Raw genomic sequence first — 17,238 nt, forward strand, 5'->3', positions numbered from 1 at the left:
GACGCACACCCAACAAGCCAGAACCTCAGTCCCAACCCGCCCGGGGCAACCCCTCAAACTTACCAGACTTTTCGGGCCGTTCCAACCGCCGATTTCGGCGACCGAACCAGCCAGACGGTGCTGACAAGTCCCCCGCACCGCGATCGCGGGTCCACGAAGGAACCCGATCCTCGATGTGAGTTTCAGCCCCGGGCGGCCACTCGTCGTTCCGGGCGAACCCGGTGACCCTTCGTGTCCGTCTCCCTGTCGGGCTGACGTCGTAGAACATTACACGCTTCCGGGAGTGCTCACCACCTCGGGTGGCGTGACGCCCGGCACATCGATGCGGGGCCCCGCCGAGGGTCGCGGGCCGGACCTCGCGGGACCACGCGCGCGCAGGTCAGCGGCTCGGCTCGGCCCTCCCTGCGAGCCCTGGGGACCCGGCAGCTAGATTCGCGCGGTGAGCACCTTCGTCAGCACCCGTTCGCCCGGCCGCGTCGTCGTCCGCCAGGCTCGCCCCGGCGAGGCAGCGTCCGTCGCATGGCTGGCGGCCGTCACCTTCCCCCTGGCCTGCCCACCTGGGACTGCCGTCTCGACGATGACCGCGCACATCGGCACGCACCTGACCCCGGCGGCGTTCCGGGGTTGGGCCGAGTCGGACCGGCACGCCCTGCTCGTGGCGGTGCCGGCCGACGAGGTGGCGACCCTGTCCGGTGCCAGCGGGGGCGAGGGCGCCATGCTGGACGGTCGACACATGGACGACGCGCCGCTCGGGTACGCGCTCGTCGCGCTCGGCCGGCCCGACGGATCAGCCGAGGCCGACGTGCTCCGCGCCGTCGCCGGGCCCGGCCCGTACGCGGAGCTCTCCAAGATCTACGTCCTGCCCGAGGCCCAGGGGTCGGGGGTCGCCGGCCTGCTCATGGACGCATCGGTGACCGCGGCCCGCGAGCTCGCCGCGCGCGCGGGATCCCCGGCCGCCGCGATCTGGCTCGGCACCAACGGGGAGAACCGCCGCGCCCAGGCGTTCTACCGCAAGCACGGCTTCGAGGTCGTCGGCCGCCGCACCTACGACGTCGGCGGCGTCGTGCACGACGACGTCGTCATGCTGCACCGCCCCGCGTAGGGACGGAACCGCGGTGCCCGGTCGCGACCACCGGGCACCGCGGGCGTCAGCGGGCCGAGAAGGCGGCGTCGAACGCCGCCGCGGGCGGGTCGAAGACGAGCCCTCGCACGAACTCCAGGGCCGCGGGGGCGCCGACGAGCCGGTCCATCCCGGCGTCCTCCCACTCGATCGAGATCGGGCCGGGGTACCCGATGGTGCTGAGCATGCGGAACGCGTCCTCCCACGGCACGTCGCCGTGCCCCGTGGAGATGAAGTCCCACCCCCGTCGCGGGTCCGCCCAGGGCAGGTGCGACGACAGTCGCCCGTTGCGCCCGTTGGTCATGCGCTTCTTCGAGTCCTTGCAGTCCACGTGGTAGATGCGGTCGCGGAAGTCCCACAGGAAGCTCACCGGGTCCAGGTCCTGCCAGACCATGTGCGAGGGGTCCCAGTTCAGGCCGAAGGCCTCGCGGTGGCCGATCGCCTCCAGGGTGCGCACCGTCGTCCAGTAGTCGTAGGCGATCTCGCTGGGGTGCACCTCGTGGGCGAAGCGCACGCCCACCTCGTCGAAGACGTCGAGGATCGGGTTCCAGCGGTCCGCGAAGTCCTGGTAGCCGGCGTCGATCATCTCGGCGGACGCCGGCGGGAACATCGCGACGTACTTCCAGATGGACGAGCCCGTGAACCCGACGACCGTGTCGACGCCGAGCCGCGCGGCCAGCCGCGCGGTGTGCTTCATCTCCTCCGCCGCCCGCTGCCGGACCCCTTCGGGGTCGCCGTCGCCCCACACGACGTCCGGGAGGATGTCGCGGTGCCGGGCGTCGATCGGGTCGTCGCACACGGCCTGGCCCTTGAGGTGGTTGGAGATCGCGAAGACCTTCAGCCCGTACCGCTCCAGCAGGTCCAGACGCGACTGCACGTAGGCGTCGTCGTCCCACCGCCAGGGGTCCAGGTGGTCGCCCCAGCAGGCCAGCTCCAGCCCGTCGTAGCCCCAGCCCGACGCGAGCCGGGCCACCTCCTCGAGCGGCAGGTCGGCCCACTGGCCGGTGAACAGGGTGATCGGTCGTGCCATCAGGATGCTCCTTCGGGTTTCGACAAGCTCAGCCAGCGGCGCCCGGCTCAACCGGCGACAGGTTCACCAGCGGCGGCCGGGAGGTCGACCCAGCCGCTGCCGGACGCGGAGCTGCGCTCGATCGCGTCCAGCACACGCTGGACCTGCAGCCCGTCGTCGAACGACGGGTGCGGCTGCCGCCCCGCCGCCAGGTCACCGACCAGGTCCACCACCTGGTGCGTGAAGGCGTGCTCGTACCCCAGCCCGTGACCGGCCGGCCACCAGTGGCCGCCGTACGGGTGCTCGGGCTCCGTGACGACGATGCGGCGGAAGCCGGCCGTCGTCGCGTCGTCGTCGGCGTCGTAGAAGTGCAGGAGGTTCATGTCCTCGAAGTCGAACGCCACCGACCCCCGCGACCCGTTGATCTCGAGGCGGATCGCGTTCTTGCGGCCCCACGCGAACCGGGTCGCCTCGAAGCTCGCGATCCCGCCCCCGGACAGCCGGCCGAAGAAGATCGCCGCGTCGTCGACCGTCACAGGGCCGGTGCCCTCACCGGCCTCGCCCGCGAGACCCGAGAACGACGCCGGCACCGGACGCTCGCGCACGAACGTCTCGAGCAGGCCGGCGACGCCGGTGAGCCGCTGGCCCGTGATGAACTGGGCGAGGTCGACGACGTGCGCGCCGATGTCGCCGAGCGCTCCCGAACCCGCCTTCTTCTTGTCGAGCCGCCACGACAGCGGCGCCTTCGGGTCGGACAGCCAGTCCTGCAGGTACTGGGCCCGCACCTGGCGAACCTCGCCGATCCGGCCCTCGGCGACGAGCTGTCGTGCCAGCTGGATGGCGGGGACACGCCGGTACGTGAACCCGACCATCGCCCGCACGCCGCGCTCTGCCGCCGTCCGGGCTGCCGCGGCCATCGCCTCGGCCTCCGCGACCGTGTTCGCCAGCGGCTTCTCGCACAGGACGTGCTTGCCCGCCTCGAGCGCCGCGATCGCGATCTCGGCGTGCGTGTCCCCCGGCGTGCACACGTCGACCAGGTCGACGTCGTCCCGCGCGACGAGCTCGCGCCAGTCGGTCACGGCGTCGTCCCACCCGAGCCGGTCGGCCGCCGCCCGCACGGCCTGCGGGTCTCGACCCGCCACCACGCGCATCCGCGGCATCGTCGGCAGGTCGAAGAACCGCGGGGCGGTGCGCCACGCCTGTGAGTGCGCCGCGCCCATGAACGCGTACCCGACCATCCCGACGCCAAGCGTCGTCGTGCCCCCTGCTGCGGCGTGCTCGGTCATGCTGCCCCTCCTCGTGGGTGCGAAACGGCGCGTCGGCGGCCTGCGTGGCGCGCGAGGCCTCGTGCGTCCCGTCGTGGTGCCGCCTGACGGCGGCACGCTGCCACCGGTGCCGGGGCTACCCGCCGGCACCGGTGACGGCGGCGGTCAGGACTCGAAGCCGATCGGCAGGTACTCCTCGACGTTGTCGGCCGTGACGACCGGCGCGTACAGCTGCGTGGTGCGCGGGACGCCGGCGGAGACCAGGTCGCCCATGTTCTTGTTCTGCACGACGAGGCGCGCCATCTTGATCCCGTCGGCCGCCTGCGTCGACGGGTAGATGACGGTCGCCTCGAGCGGCGTGTCCCCGGCCTGGATGTGCTCCATGACGTCGAGCGAGCCGGCGCCGCCGACCATGAAGAACTCGTCGCGGCCGGCGTTCTCGATGGCCGCCAGGACGCCCACGCCCTGGTCGTCGTCGTGGTTCCAGATGGCGTCGATCTGCGGCTCCGCCTGCAGGAGGTTCGACGTCGCCGTCTCGCCGCCCTGGATGGTGAAGTCGGCGGCCACCTGGGCGTCCACGTCCAGGCCGCAGTCGGCCAGCGCGTCCGCGAAGCCCTGGCTGCGGTCCTGGGTCAGCGGCAGCGCCTCGATGCCCTGGATCTCGGCCACGACCGCGTCCGGGTTGTCGCCGAGCTGCTCGCAGATGTACGTGCCGGCGCTCACGCCCATGCCGTAGTTGTCGCCGAGGATCGTGGCGCGCGCGGCGAACGGGCTGGAGAACTCCCGGTCGACGTTGATGACCGGGATGCCGGCCTCCATCGCCTTGGTCGCGACCTCGGTGAGCGCCGCGCCGTCGAACGGGAGCAGGACGATGGCGTCGACCTCGTCGTTGATGAACTGCTCGATGTGGCTGATCTGCACGTTGACGTCGTTGGTGGCCTCGGCCTGGCGCAGCGTGACGTCGGGGTACTGCTCGGCCGTGTCGACCGCGGTCTGGGTGATGGCGCCCATCCAGCCGTGGTCGGCCGCCGGGGCGGAGAACCCGATCACGACGTCCTCCCCCGGCTCGTCGTTGCCCTCGGCGGCGACGGGGGCCGGCGCGGTGTTCTCCTCCTCGGGCGGCTCGTTGCTGGTGCAGCCCGCGGTGATCAGGAGGGCGGCCGTGGCACCGACGGCGGCGACCAGGGTGCGGCGCCGGGCTGTGGTTCGTGCGGACATGGGATCTTCCTCGATTCGGTCCGATGCTGCGATGAGGTGGATGCGGCTGGAGGGTGCGGTCAGGTGGATCGGGACCGGTTCGCGAAACGCTGCTGGATCAGGACGGCGACGACGATGATCAGGCCCTTGGCGACGTTCTGCGCCGACGTGGACATGTTGTTGATCACGAAGATGTTGTTCAGCGTGTTGAAGATCAGGACGCCGAGCACGGTGCCGACGATCGTGCCGCGGCCCCCGACGAGCAGGGTGCCGCCCACGACGACGGCGGCGATGACGTCGAGCTCGTACAGCACGCCGTTCGTCGAGGTCCCCGCCGTGGTGCGCCCCAGCATCATGACGCCGCCGATCCCGGCGGCCAGGCCTGCGAGGCCGTAGAGGTAGAGCGTGTGACGCTTGACCTTGATCCCCGCGAGCCGCGACGCTTCCTCGTTGCCACCGATCGCGACCGTCCGGCGGCCGAACGTGGTGCGGTTGAGCAGGACCCAGCCCGCGACGGAGACGAGCGCGAAGATCCACACGAGGACCGGGACGCCGATCCAGTCGGCCCGGAAGAAGTCGGTGAACCCCGCGACGTCGACCTGTTGCGTCTGGCGGTCGGAGATCATCTCCGCCAGCCCTCGGGCGGCCGCGAGCATGGCGAGCGTCGCGATGAACGGGACGACGCGCCCGTAGGCGATGAGCGCGCCGTTGACCAGGCCGGCCGCCGTGCCGACGACCAGCGCCGTGAACACCATGAGCACCCAGTGGATGTCCTCGGCCATCGTCTGCGTGGCGACGGTCGTGGCCCAGACGGTGGTCAGGCCGAGCACGGAGCCCACCGAGAGGTCGATCCCGCCCGACGTGATGACGAACGTCATCCCGATGGCGAGCACCCCGGTCACGGACGCGAGCCGCAGGATGGTCAGGACGTTGTCGATGTCGGCGAATCGCTCGCCGCCGGTGATGACGCCCGCGACGCAGATCAGCGCGAGGGCGATGACCAGGCCGAGGTTGCGGACGGCGGGCCCGGAGAGCCAGCCGCTCCTCCTCGGAGCGTCGGACGGGGCGTCGGCCGGGGGTGCGGCCGTGGTTCCGCTCACGCGGCACTTCCTTCCATGACGAGGTCGAGCACGGCGTGCTCGTCGATGTCCTGCGCGGGCCCGCGGTGCACGACCTGGCCCTCCGAGACGACGAGGACCTGGTCCGCGAGGCCCAGGACCTCCGGGATCTCGCTCGAGACCACGACGACCGCCGTCCCGGCGTCGGCGAGGCTGCGCACCAGGGCGTAGATCTCGGAGCGGGCGCCGACGTCGACGCCGCGCGTGGGCTCGTCGAGGAGCAGCACCTCGCAGCCGTGCACGAGCCACCGGGCGAGCAGCGCCTTCTGCTGGTTGCCGCCCGACAACGTGCGGATCGCCCGGCCCACCTGGGGCGGACGCAGGTCGAGGGCGACCGCCTGCTCGCTCGCCGCCCGCCGCTCGGCCCGCTCGTCGAGCCACCCGCCCTTGGCCGTCCTAGCGAAGGTGGACAGGGTGATGTTCTTGAAGACCGGCTCGTCCAGCAGCAGCCCCTGGCTCTTGCGCTCCTCGGGGGCCAGCCCGATGTTGGCGGCCACGGCGGCCGGCACCGAACCCGGACGCAGGGCACGACCGCCGACCCGGACGTGCCCGGACGTGGCCCTGCGCGCCCCGTAGATCGTCTCGAGGATCTCCGAGCGCCCCGACCCGACGAGCCCCGCGAGGCCGACGATCTCCCCCGCCCGCACCTCCAGCGAGACGTCGGAGAACGTGGAGCCGAGCGCCAGGTCGCTCACCTCCAGCACGACGGGGGCGTCGTCGGGGACGCCCGGGCGCTCGGGGAACGCGAACTCCACCGTCCGTCCGGTCATGAGCTTGATGAGCTCCTTGGTGGGCGTGGCGGCGACCGCAAGGTTGCGCCCGACCGTGCGCCCGTCCTTCAGGACGGTGATGCGATCGCCGATGCGACGGATCTCCTCGAGCCGGTGGGAGATGTAGACGACGGCCACGCCCTGGGCCGTGAGGCCCTCGACGACGCGGAAGAGGTTCTCGACCTCACCCGAGTCGAGCACGGCGGACGGCTCGTCCATCACGATCACCCGCGCGTCGTGCGAGAGCGCCCGCGCCATCGACACGATCTGCTTGCCCGCGGCGGAGAGCTGCCCCACCTCCGTGTGCGGGGAGATCTCGGGGTGACCGAGGCGCCGCAGGAGGTCGCGGGCCCTCCGCGTGGCGGCGCGACGCTGGGTGAAACCGCCGCGGTCGAGCTCGTGGCCGAGGTAGATGTTCTCGGCGACCGTGAGGCCGTCGACGACGTCGAGCTCCTGGTAGATCGTGGCGATGCCGTGGTTGAGCGCCGCCACCGGGTGCGGGATCGCGATCTCGGCGTCGTCGAGGAGGATGCGGCCGGAGGTGGGCTGGTGCGCGCCCGACAGCACCTTGATGAGGGTCGACTTACCGGCACCGTTCTGCCCGAGCAGGCAGTGCACCTCGCCCGGCAGCACGTCGAGGTCCACCCCGTCGAGCGCCTTCGCGCCGGGGAAGTGCTTGACGATGCCCTCCATGCGCAACAGCAGGTTGGCGGGGGCACCTGTGCCCTCGGGCGTTTCCGCGTCGTCGCGGTCCACGTCGACCATGCGTCCGAACCTAGGCCGACTTCTGTCGAGCGTCAAGCAAAAGACGGGTGTTATCCGATCGTGATTCACTAGGGCAATGACTGAAGGGGTGGTCGGTGCGCGCACGCCCGGCTCGGGGGACCTGTTCCAGCTGCTGCGCGACGGGCGCCCGCGCACCCGCGCGGAGCTCGCGGTGCTCACGGGGCAGGCGCGCTCCACCGTCGCGGGGCGCATCGACGCCCTCATGGCCACCGGGCTCATCGCGCCCGCCGGCGAGGCCACCTCGACCGGCGGGCGGCCGCCCGCCACGTTCGCGTTCAACCCCGCCTCGCAGGTGGTGCTCGGCGTCGACCTCGGCGCCACGCACGCCCGCCTCGCGGTCACGGACCTTGCGTCGAACGTGCTGGCCGACCTCGACGCCCCCCTCGCCATCGCGGACGGCCCGGGTCCGGTGCTGGGGTGGGTCGCCGAGACCGGCACCAAGCTGCTCGAGACGGCGGGCCGCTCCCCCGACGAGCTCGCCGGCGTGGGCCTTGGCCTCCCCGGCCCGGTCGAGCACGCGACCGGCCACCCGAACAACCCGCCGATCATGCCCGGCTGGGACGACGCCGACGTGCCCGGACTGCTCGGCGCGCGCTTCGACGCCCCGGTGCTGGTCGACAACGACGTCAACATCATGGCCCTCGGCGAGCACCGGCTCGCCTGGCCCGAGGTCGCGGACCTCATCCTCATCAAGGTCGCCACCGGCATCGGCGCCGGCATCATCGCCGACGGCGCGCTGCGGCGCGGGGCCCAGGGGGCCGCCGGGGACGTCGGGCACGTCGCGGTCCCGGGCGCGGAGGAGGTCGTGTGCCGGTGCGGGAACGTCGGCTGCCTCGAGGCCGTCGCGAGCGCCCAGGCGGTCGCCGCGCACCTGAGCGCTGCCGGGCTCGAGGTGGCCGGCCCCGCCGACGTCGTCGCGCTCGTGCGGGGCGGCGACGTCACCGCAAGCCGAGCCGTGCGGCAGGCCGGCCGCGAGATCGGCGCGGTCCTGGCCGCCACGGTGAGCCTCCTCAACCCGTCGGTCATCGTGGTCGGAGGCATCCTCGCGGAGTCGGGCGAGCACCTGCTCGCCGGGATCCGCGAGGTCGTGTACCGGCGGTCGCTGCCGCTCGCGACGCAGCACCTGCGCATCGTCGTCGCCCGGACGGGGGCGCAGGCGGGAGTGCTCGGGGCCGCGGCGATGGCGGCCGACCACGCGCTCTCCCCCGCAGCGGTGGACGCGCGCACCGCCTGAGGCCGCCGCTCGTACGATGCCTCGCATGACCTCGGCGTTCACCGGCCTGCTGGCCTACCCGATCACCCCGCTGCACGACGACGGGACGCCTCACCTCGACGCGCTCGGGGCCCTCGTCGACCGGGCCGTCGCCGCCGGGGTGGACGGCGTCACGGTGCTCGCGACGTCGGGCGCCGGGACCTCGTTCGACGACGACGAGCGGGACGCCGTGGTCCGCACCGCCGTCGACGCGGCGGGGTCGCGCGCACCGGTGTACGCGGGCACGGCGGACGCGTCCGTCGCCCGCGCGCCCGGACGCGCCCGGGCGGCGGTGCGGTCCGGGGTCGCGGGCGTCGTCCTGGCGCCCTTCTCCTACCTGCCGCTGGACGACGCGGAGGTCGGCGCGCTGTTCGCGCGGGTCGCGCGGGCCGTCCCCGGGGTCCCTGTCTGCTTCTACAACAAGCCCGTGCAGCTCGGGTACGACGTCTCGCCCGAGCTCCTCGGACGGCTGGCGGCCGACGGGTCGGTCGTCGCGGTCAAGGACCCCGCGTCGACCGTGTCGAGGCCGGCGGGCCGGGTGGCCGCGCTGCGCGCCGGCGCGCCGGGCATCGTCGTCGGGCTCAGCGGCGACGCCGCGCTCGTCGGCTCGGCCGAGCCGGCCGACGCCTGGCACACCGGGCTCGCGGCGCTCGCCCCGGCGGAGTACGTCGCGGTGCGGAGGGCCCGCGTCGCCGGCAGCGCCGAGGACGCGGCGGCGCGGGAGTGGCTGCTCGACGTCGCGCGCGCCGTCGCCGCGACCGGGCGGCCGATCACCGCGCTGCACGCGCTCGCGACCCTGCTGGGCACGCCGACCGCGCCGCCGCGCGACGCGCTCGTCCCGCTCACCGCGGCCGACGGCGTCGCGCTCGCCGAGGTCGTCGGCCGACGTCCCTGACCACGGCCTCGTCAGTCGAGCCCGTGGTCTCGACACGCTCGACCGGCGAGCGAGGCTCAGGAGCCCTCGAGCACCGCGACGTGCAGGTCGAGGAGCGCGGCGGTCCGCTCGCTCGGGCCACGACCGAAACCGCACTCGGTGGCGACGCCGACCGTCCGGTCCCCGAGCACCTGCGCGGCGGCGGCGAGGCGTCGGTGGGCGCCCGTCACGCCGTCCTCGTGGTGCAGGAGCCCGAGGTACAGCTCCGTGGCCCCGTCGAGCGCGAGGTCCGCCAGCGGCGCGACGTAGGCCGTGTCGTCCAGGTCGATCGGCACCGGCAGGTGCACCCACGTGATCGGGCGCCCCACGGCCGTGACCAGGGCGTTCGCCACCGCCACGAGGTTGCCGGCGTCAGTGGGCTCCGTGAAGTGCTTCTCCGCCACGTCGCCGTAGCAGAGGTGGAAGCCGAGCTCGACGTCGGCCGGGACGCGCCCCGCGAGGTGCGCCGCACGGCGCACGCATCCGGCGAGGACGTCCTCGTCGCCGCCCGCCCCCCGGTCGAACCAGGCGCGCGCGACGCCCCCGCCGAGGCTCGCCCCCTCGATGAACGCGAAGTCCGTCGCGAGCTCGACCTGGATCGCCAGGTCGGCGGCGGGGATCGTGGCGACGATCTGCTCGAGCTCGCGCACCATGGCCGCCTCGTAGGCCGGGTACACGGCTGCGCGGTCGCGGGCGGCGACGAACGACGTCACGGCCGCGAGCGGCGAGGGCAGGCCGACCTGGAACCGCGTGCCCGGCGCGATCGCGCCCTCCTCGCGCAGCGCGACGAAGTCCGCGTACGACGCGGCCGCCGCCTCGGCGTAGCCGAGCGGGCCGAAGCGCAGCGCGTCCGCGGGCACCGACCCGTCGAGGACGTGGGGGCGCAGGTCGAAGCCGGCGACGACGACCGGGTCGTCACCCACCCGGGTCAGCCCCTCGACCGCGGAGAAGCGCGCGCCCTGGAAGAGGATCCAGTGGAACCGCTCGCCCACCTCCCCGTCGGGGAGGCGCCGGGCGTGTCCGCCGAGGCGCGTGGCGACCGTGCGCAGGGTGTCGCGCGCGGTCGGCAGGTTCACGGAACCCACGAGGTGGGCGCCGCGCAGGGTCGGGGTCGAGGTCACGGAAGGGTCGGTGTCGAGCACCCGCGCATCGTAGCCACCGTGCCGACGGCCGCCCCGGCGTGTCCGCGGCCCGAACGGGGGCGGCGACGGACGCCGCCCCCGCGCGCCGCCTACGCGCCGTCGTCGAGCGCGGACGGGCCGCCCTCGAGCAGCCGGACGAAGCCCGCCTCGTCGAGGATCTGCAGCCCCAGCTCCTCCGCCTTGGCCGCCTTGGACCCCGCGTTGTCGCCGACCACGACGTAGTCCGTCTTCTTGGAGACGGATCCGGCCGACTTGCCGCCCGCGGCGATGACGGCCTCCTTGGCGCCGTCGCGGCTGAACCCCTCGAGCGAGCCCGTGACCACAACCGTGAGGCCGGCCAGAGGGCCGGTCGGCCCCTCGTCGGCCTTCGCCGCCATGGCCGCCGGGCCGGGGTGGCCGGGCGTCGCGAACCGCACGCCGGCCGCGGCCCATGCGTCGACGATCTCGCGGTGCCACTCCACGTCGAACCAGGCCAGGACGGCGTCGGCGATGATCGATCCCACGCCCTCGACGGCGGCCAGCTCCTCGCGGGACGCTGAGCGGATCGCGTCGAGGGAGCCGAACCAGTCCGCGAGCGCCCGCGCCGCCACCGGCCCGACGTGCCGGATGTTGAGGCTCACGAGGACACGCCACAGGTCCTTCGTCCTCGCGAGCTCCAGCTCGTCGAGGAGCTTCGTGGCCGACGCCGACGGCTCGTGCTCGGGGAGCACCTCACCGGCGTCGCGCGCCGCCTGCCGCCGCGCCTTGGTGTAGGCGAGCTTCTTGCGGAACGGCGTCCGCCGGCGCGCGACGCCGTCGTCGTCGACCTTCACGAGACCGGTCTCGGCGTCGCGCACGACCACCTCGATCGGCAGCAGGTCGTCGAGCGTGAGGGAGAACAGCCCGGCCTCGGTGCGCAGCGGAGGGACCTCGGGGACCTCGGGCTGGGTCAGGGCGGCGGCGGTGACCTCGCCGAGCGCCTCGACGTCGAGCCCGCCGCGCGACCCGATGTGCTCCACGCGCCCGCGCACCTGGGCGGGGCACGACTCGGCGTTGGGGCAGCGCAGGTCGACGTCGCCCTCCTTCATCGGCCGCAGGCCGGTGCCGCACTCGGGGCACCCGGCCGGCATCACGAAGTCCTCGCGCGGGTAGCCGTCGTCGGCCAGCGCCGCCACCGGGCCGAGGATCTCGGGGATGACGTCGCCCGCCTTGCGCAGGACGACCATGTCGCCGATGCGCACCCCCTTGGCCCGCACGACGTCCTGGTTGTGCAGGGTGGCCTGCCGCACCGTCGAGCCCGCGACCTTGACCGGCTCCATCACCGCATACGGCGTGGCCCGACCCGTGCGACCCACGCCGACCTGGATGGCCAGCAGCCGGGTGTTGACCTCCTCCGGCGGGTACTTGTAGGCGATGGCCCAGCGCGGCGCGCGGCTGGTGGCGCCCAGGCGCCGCTGGTCGGCGAGGGCGTCGACCTTGACGACGATGCCGTCCAGCTCGTGCTCGATCGAGTGCCGGTGCTCGCCGAAGTGATCGATCATCTGCTGCACGCCGTCGAGCCCCTCGACGACGCGGTTGTGCGGCGAGACGGGCACGCCCCACCCCTCGAACAGCGCGTACGCGTCGGACTGGCGCGCCAGCTCGGCATGCTCCCCCGCGGTCCACTGCAGCGCGCCGACGCCGTGCGCGTACATGCGCAGGTTGCGGCTCGCGGTGACCTTCGGGTCCTTCTGCCGCAGGGAGCCCGCCGCGGTGTTGCGCGGGTTCGCGTACGGGTCGTGGCCGTCGGCGACGAGCCTGGCGTTGAGAGCCGCGAAGTCCTCCACGCCCATGAACACCTCGCCGCGGATCTCGATGACGTCCGGGTGGGACGCCGGGTCGCCGCCGAGCCGCTGCGGGATGCTCGCGATGGTGCGCACGTTGGCCGTGACGTCCTCGCCCGTGCGGCCGTCGCCCCGCGTGGCCGCGCGCACCAGCCGCCCCTTCTCGTAGAGCAGGGCGATCGCGAGGCCGTCGATCTTGACCTCGCACAGGTAGCCGACCCGGTCGCCGGGCCCGAGGCCCAGGTCGCGGTGCACGCGCACCGCCCAGGCCGCGAGGTCCTCCGCGCTGAACGCGTTGTCGAGCGAGAGCATCCGCTCCACGTGCTGGACGGTGGCGAAGCCGACGGCGGCGCGCCCGCCGACCCGCTGCGTCGGCGACTCGGGCGTGACCAGCGCCGGGTGGGACGCCTCCAGGTGCTGCAGCTCGTGCATGCGCCCGTCGTACTCGGCGTCGGACACCTTGGGGGCGTCGTCCTCGTAGTAGGCGCGCTGGTCCTCCTCGACCAGGGCGACCAGCTCGGCCCAGCGGCGCCGGGCCGCCGTCTCGTCGAGCACGGCCGCGTCGGTCGCACCGGGGCCGGACGTCGCGCCGGCTGCTGCGCCGGCCGCGACGGGCTGGTCAGGGCGGGGATCCGTCGTCGTGTCGCTCACGGCACCATCCTCCCGCCTCCCACCGACACCGGCCTCACCGCGGCCCGACGACCCGCCGTCCCCGCGCAGGGCCTGTCCCAGGAGGCCGAGGACCGATACGATCCGGGCGTTTCGCCCGACTCGAGCCGAGAGCAAGGACGCCCATGAAGATCGCCGTCGTCGGCGCCGGCTTCGCCGGACTCGCCAGCGCCAAGGTCCTCCGCCAGTTCGGGCACGCCGTCACCGTGCTCGACAAGAGCCCGGACGTCGGCGGGGTCTGGAGCGCGACGCGCCGGTACCCGGGCCTGCGCACGCAGAACGACAAGGGTTCGTACGCGTTCTCCGACCTGCCCATGCCGAAGCGCTACCCCGAGTGGCCCGACGGCGCGCAGGTGCAGGCCTATCTGGAGCGGTACGTGGACCTGCACGACCTGCGGAACTCCGTGCGGCTGGGGACCGAGGTCGTCCGGGCCGAGCTCACGGAGGCCGAGGACGGCTGGCTCGTCACGACCCGCCGCGCGGGCGAGCCCGTCCGCGACCCCGAGCCGTTCGACCACCTCGTGGTCGCGAACGGCGTCTTCTGCGACCCGGTGGTCCCCCGGTTCGAGGGCCTGGCGCAGCACGAGTCGGCCGGTGGCCGGGTCGTCGCGGCCGGCGGGATCGCCTCGCCCGAGGAGGCGCGCGGGAAGAACGTCGTCGTGGTCGGCTACGGCAAGTCCGCGTGCGACGTCGCCGGCGAGCTGGCCCGGGTCGCGGCCAGCACCGCCGTCGTCGCCCGCAGCCTGCTGTGGAAGCTGCCCCGGAGGATCGGCGGCGCCCTGAACTACAAGTACCTGCTGCTCACCCGGCTCGGCGAGGGGCTGTTCCGCTACCAGACGCTGGACGGCGCGGCGGAGCGCTTCCTGCACGGGCCGGGGGACCCGGTACGCCGGTCGATGGTCTCGGGCGTCGGCGCCGTCTCGCGCCGGCAGCTGCGCCTCGACGAGCTGGGCCTGGTGCCGCCCGGCGAGTTCTCGGACATCGCGCGCTCCACAGTCTCGCTGGCCACCGAGGGCTTCGCCGACCAGGTCGCCGACGGCCGGATCGTGGTGCACCGGGACACCACGATCGCGCGGCTGGGCGCGGACGACGACGGCGCCCCGGTCGCGGTGCTCGGCGACGGCACCACGGTCGGCGCCGACCTCGTGGTCTGCGGCACCGGGTTCCACCAACGGGTGCCGTTCCTCGACGACGACGTCCAGGCGCGCCTGCTCGACGACCGCGGGAACTTCGAGCTCTATCGCCAGGTGCTGCCGCACGACGTCCCGCACCTGACCTTCGCGGGCTACAACTCGTCGCTGTTCAGCCCGCTCTCCGCCGAGATGGCGGCCGTGTGGACCGCCGGCCACCTCGCGGGAGCGCTGAGCCTCCCCCCGGTCGAGGCCCGCCGCGAGCACGTCGCCCGGCGCGTGGCCTGGATGGAGGCGCGCACGGACGGCAAGCACGCCCGCGGCACCAACGTCATCCCGTTCTCGCTGCACCAGATCGACGAGCTGCTCGACGACCTGGGCCTCGCGCTCCCCCGCCGGACGAAGGCCACCCAGTGGCTCCTGCCCGTCAGCCCCCGGGCGTACCGGCACGTCGCGGGCCGGCTGCGGGAGCGCGTGGCCGGACAGCCGGCGGGGACGGCACGGCGGGGATAGCCCAGTCGGGACGGCCCCCGCAGGGACGGCACCGCACGGGCGGTTATGGTGCCGACCATGACCACCGAGCGACTCGCGACCGCCCCGCCGTCCACCGCCGTGCCGAGCACGCCGCTCGACCCCGGCGCCCCCGACCCGTTCTCGTGGCTCGAGGACGTCGAGGGCGACGTCGCCCTCGAGTGGGTGCGCGAGCGCAACGACCACGCCCACGCGACGGTCGGCGGGACCGACGGGTTCGCGGCGACCGAGGCGGCGATCCGCGAGGTGCTCGACTCCGACCAGCGGATCCCGGACGTGTCGCGGATCGGCGACCACCTGTACAACTTCTGGCGCGACGCCGAGCACGAGCGCGGGCTGTGGCGCCGCACCACCCTCGAGTCCTACCGTTCGGCCGAGCCCGCGTGGGAGCCGGTGCTCGACCTCGACGCCCTCGCCGCCGCCGAGGGCCAGAGCTGGGTGTGGCACGGGGCGTCGCTGCTGCGCCCCGCGCCGGAGCAGCTCGCCGCGGGCGAGCCGTGGCGACGTGCGCTCGTGGACCTCTCGCCGGGCGGCTCCGACGCCGACGTGACCCGCGAGTTCGACCTCGTCGACAAGCGGTTCGTCCCCGCCGCCGAGGGCGGCTTCGAGCGCGACACCGCCCGCGCCGACGGCGCCGTCGGCGCCAAGGGCGGGCTCGCCTGGGCGGACGAGGACACCGTCTACGCGTTCACCGACTTCGGGCCGGGCACCACGACGCCGTCCGGCTACCCGCGCACCGTGCGGCTGTGGCGGCGCGGCACTCCCCTGGACGCCGCCGTCGTCGTCTACGAGGGCACGGACGACGACATGTACATCTCGGCCCGTCGCTCGCGTACGCCCGGCTTCGAGCGCGACCTGGTGAGCCGGAGCATCGCGTTCTACCGGTCGGAGACGTTCCTCGTCGAGGCGGTCGGCACGCCGGAGCAGCGGCTCGTGAAGATCGACGTCCCCGAGTCCGCGGAGGTCGGCTTCCACCGCGAGTGGCTGCTCGTCGAGCTGCGCGACGACTGGGTGCCGGAGCCCGGCGGCCCCGCGCCCCGCACCTACCCGGCCGGGTCGCTGCTCGCGGCCCCCGCCGACGCCTTCCTCGCCGGGAGCCGCGACCTCGCCGTGCTGTTCGAGCCCACGCCGTCGACGTCGCTCGTCGGCGCCTCCTGGACGCGTCACCACCTCGTGGTGAACGTGCTCGACGACGTGCGCAACCGGCTGGAGGTGCTCACGCCGCCCGAGGACGCCGGCGCCGGGGGCGGGTGGCAGCGCTCCGCGCTGCCCGTGGGCGCCGAGCTGGTCACCGTGGGCGCCCGCGCCGTCGACGCCGTCGACAGTGACGACGTCTGGCTGACCACGACCGGTTACCTCACGCCCTCCACGCTGGCGCTGGCGACGGTGGGCGGGGCGGGCGAGGTTTCGACAAGCTCAACCAGCGGTTCGGCAGGCTCGGCCGACAAGGTTTCGACAAGCTCAACCAGCGGTTCGGCAGGCTCGGCCGACAAGGTTTCGACAAGCTCAACCAGCGGTTCGGCAGGCTCGACCGACAAGGTTTCGACAAGCTCAACCAGCGGTTCGGCAGGCTCGACCGACAAGGCTTCGACAAGCTCAACCAGCGGTTCGGCAGGCTCGACCGACAAGGCTTCGACAAGCTCAACCAGCGAGCTGCTGAAGAGCGCGCCGGCGTTCTTCGACGCGGACGGGATGGTCGTCGCCCAGCACTTCGCGACGTCCGACGACGGCACGCGGGTGCCGTACTTCGTCGTCGGGCGCGAGGACCTGGTGCGTCCGGCCGACCCGTCGGTCCCCGGGACCGCGCCCACCCTGCTGTACGGCTACGGCGGCTTCGAGATCCCTCTGCTGCCGGGCTACTCCGGGTTGGTCGGCCGGAGCTGGCTCGCAGGCGGCGGGGTGTACGTCGTCGCGAACATCCGCGGGGGTGGCGAGTACGGCCCGGCGTGGCACCAGGCCGCGCTGCGCTCCAGCCGGCACAAGGCCTACGAGGACTTCGCCGCCGTCGCCCGCGACCTGATGGCCCGCGGCGTCACGTCGCCGCGGCACCTGGGCGCGCAGGGCGGGTCGAACGGCGGGCTGCTGGCCGGCAACATGCTGACGCAGTACCCCGAGCTGTTCGGCGCCGTCGTCATCCAGGTGCCGCTGCTGGACATGAAACGGTACTCCCACCTGCTCGCAGGCGCGTCGTGGATGGCGGAGTACGGCGACCCGGACTCGGACGACTGGGAGTTCGTCCGGACCTTCTCGCCGTACCACCTGTTCGACGCCGGCCGGTCCTACCCGCCCGTGCTGTTCACGACCTCCACCAAGGACGACCGCGTGCACCCCGGGCACGCGCGCAAGCTGGCCGCGCTCATGCTCGCGGCAGGCAAGGACGTCACGTCCTACGAGAACGTCGAGGGCGGGCACGGCGGCGCGGCGAACAACGCCCAGGCCGCGCACATGGCCGCGCTGGCGTGGACGTTCCTGCGCGAACGCCTCGCCTGACGCAAGAACGCTGTGAGCATGAATCTGGCCCACTTCACCGCCGT

At 73.6% G+C, this 17,238-nt stretch carries 12 protein-coding genes; 5 read left to right on the plus strand and 7 right to left on the minus strand.

What is annotated here, in order from left to right; translation table 11 throughout:
• Positions 1-439 precede the first annotated feature (439 nt).
• Entirely contained in the window at positions 440-1,102 is a 663-nt protein-coding gene (locus ABD254_RS00545) for a GNAT family N-acetyltransferase (RefSeq protein ID WP_344244581.1), read from the plus strand.
• A gap of 46 nt (positions 1,103-1,148) precedes the next feature.
• Here ABD254_RS00545 and ABD254_RS00550 read toward each other — a convergent pair whose 3' ends face one another.
• The 5 genes from ABD254_RS00550 to ABD254_RS00570 form a co-directional block, all read right to left on the minus strand.
• The gene (locus tag ABD254_RS00550) at positions 1,149-2,150 is read right to left on the minus strand and encodes a sugar phosphate isomerase/epimerase family protein (RefSeq protein WP_344244583.1); all 1,002 of its coding nucleotides are present in this window, start codon (positions 2,148-2,150) and stop codon (positions 1,149-1,151) included.
• A gap of 47 nt (positions 2,151-2,197) precedes the next feature.
• Positions 2,198-3,415: a Gfo/Idh/MocA family protein gene (locus ABD254_RS00555; RefSeq protein ID WP_344244585.1), complete on the minus strand. Its 1,218-nt coding sequence runs from the start codon at positions 3,413-3,415 to the stop codon at positions 2,198-2,200.
• A gap of 144 nt (positions 3,416-3,559) precedes the next feature.
• Complete coding sequence (locus ABD254_RS00560) at positions 3,560-4,612, minus strand: substrate-binding domain-containing protein (protein ID WP_344244587.1); 1,053 nt, start codon at positions 4,610-4,612, stop codon at positions 3,560-3,562.
• A gap of 59 nt (positions 4,613-4,671) precedes the next feature.
• Positions 4,672-5,691, minus strand: coding sequence for an ABC transporter permease (locus ABD254_RS00565; protein ID WP_344244589.1), 1,020 nt, complete (start codon positions 5,689-5,691; stop codon positions 4,672-4,674).
• Positions 5,688-7,244 (minus strand): sugar ABC transporter ATP-binding protein, encoded by a 1,557-nt coding sequence (locus ABD254_RS00570; protein WP_425553592.1) that lies wholly within the window; start codon positions 7,242-7,244, stop codon positions 5,688-5,690. Before ABD254_RS00570 ends, ABD254_RS00565 begins: the two co-directional genes overlap by 4 nt.
• Before the next feature lie 76 nt (positions 7,245-7,320).
• On the opposite strand from ABD254_RS00570, the gene ABD254_RS00575 reads away from it, so the two are divergent.
• Together ABD254_RS00575 and ABD254_RS00580 are read left to right on the plus strand one after the other, a co-directional pair.
• Positions 7,321-8,499, plus strand: a complete 1,179-nt coding sequence (locus ABD254_RS00575) for an ROK family protein (protein WP_344244591.1) — start codon at positions 7,321-7,323, stop codon at positions 8,497-8,499.
• Between the two features lie 25 nt (positions 8,500-8,524).
• A complete protein-coding gene (locus ABD254_RS00580; RefSeq protein WP_344244593.1) occupies positions 8,525-9,412 on the plus strand; it encodes a dihydrodipicolinate synthase family protein in 888 nt (295 codons plus the stop codon).
• A gap of 56 nt (positions 9,413-9,468) precedes the next feature.
• On the opposite strand, the gene ABD254_RS00585 is transcribed toward ABD254_RS00580, so the two are convergent.
• Positions 9,469-10,572, minus strand: a complete 1,104-nt coding sequence (locus ABD254_RS00585) for a hypothetical protein (protein ID WP_344244595.1) — start codon at positions 10,570-10,572, stop codon at positions 9,469-9,471.
• A gap of 89 nt (positions 10,573-10,661) precedes the next feature.
• A complete protein-coding gene (gene ligA, locus ABD254_RS00590; RefSeq protein WP_425553593.1) occupies positions 10,662-13,025 on the minus strand; it encodes an NAD-dependent DNA ligase LigA in 2,364 nt (787 codons plus the stop codon).
• Positions 13,026-13,168: 143 nt separating this feature from the next.
• Between ligA and ABD254_RS00595 the strand changes: the two genes are divergently transcribed.
• Both ABD254_RS00595 and ABD254_RS00600 read left to right on the plus strand, forming a co-directional pair.
• Positions 13,169-14,686 carry a flavin-containing monooxygenase gene (locus ABD254_RS00595; RefSeq protein WP_344244597.1) on the plus strand — a complete coding sequence of 506 codons (1,518 nt, stop codon included), beginning with the start codon at positions 13,169-13,171 and terminating at the stop codon, positions 14,684-14,686.
• A gap of 57 nt (positions 14,687-14,743) precedes the next feature.
• Positions 14,744-17,194 carry a prolyl oligopeptidase family serine peptidase gene (locus ABD254_RS00600; RefSeq protein ID WP_344244599.1) on the plus strand — a complete coding sequence of 817 codons (2,451 nt, stop codon included), beginning with the start codon at positions 14,744-14,746 and terminating at the stop codon, positions 17,192-17,194.
• Positions 17,195-17,238: the final 44 nt, after the last annotated feature.

The organism is Isoptericola hypogeus (genome assembly GCF_039531145.1).
Lineage (GTDB): Bacteria > Actinomycetota > Actinomycetes > Actinomycetales > Cellulomonadaceae > Isoptericola > Isoptericola hypogeus.

What these genes read in the sequence shown, in the direction of transcription:
- ABD254_RS00550 (WP_344244583.1), bottom strand. Translation starts at nt 2,150, where the DNA reads ATGGCACGACCGATCACCCTGTTCACCGGCCAGTGGGCCGACCTGCCG.
- ABD254_RS00580 (WP_344244593.1), top strand. Translation starts at nt 8,525, where the DNA reads ATGACCTCGGCGTTCACCGGCCTGCTGGCCTACCCGATCACCCCGCTG.
- ABD254_RS00600 (WP_344244599.1), top strand. Translation starts at nt 14,744, where the DNA reads ATGACCACCGAGCGACTCGCGACCGCCCCGCCGTCCACCGCCGTGCCG.
- ABD254_RS00555 (WP_344244585.1), bottom strand. Translation starts at nt 3,415, where the DNA reads ATGACCGAGCACGCCGCAGCAGGGGGCACGACGACGCTTGGCGTCGGG.
- ABD254_RS00560 (WP_344244587.1), bottom strand. Translation starts at nt 4,612, where the DNA reads ATGTCCGCACGAACCACAGCCCGGCGCCGCACCCTGGTCGCCGCCGTC.
- ABD254_RS00570 (WP_425553592.1), bottom strand. Translation starts at nt 7,244, where the DNA reads ATGGTCGACGTGGACCGCGACGACGCGGAAACGCCCGAGGGCACAGGT.
- ABD254_RS00575 (WP_344244591.1), top strand. Translation starts at nt 7,321, where the DNA reads ATGACTGAAGGGGTGGTCGGTGCGCGCACGCCCGGCTCGGGGGACCTG.
- ABD254_RS00595 (WP_344244597.1), top strand. Translation starts at nt 13,169, where the DNA reads ATGAAGATCGCCGTCGTCGGCGCCGGCTTCGCCGGACTCGCCAGCGCC.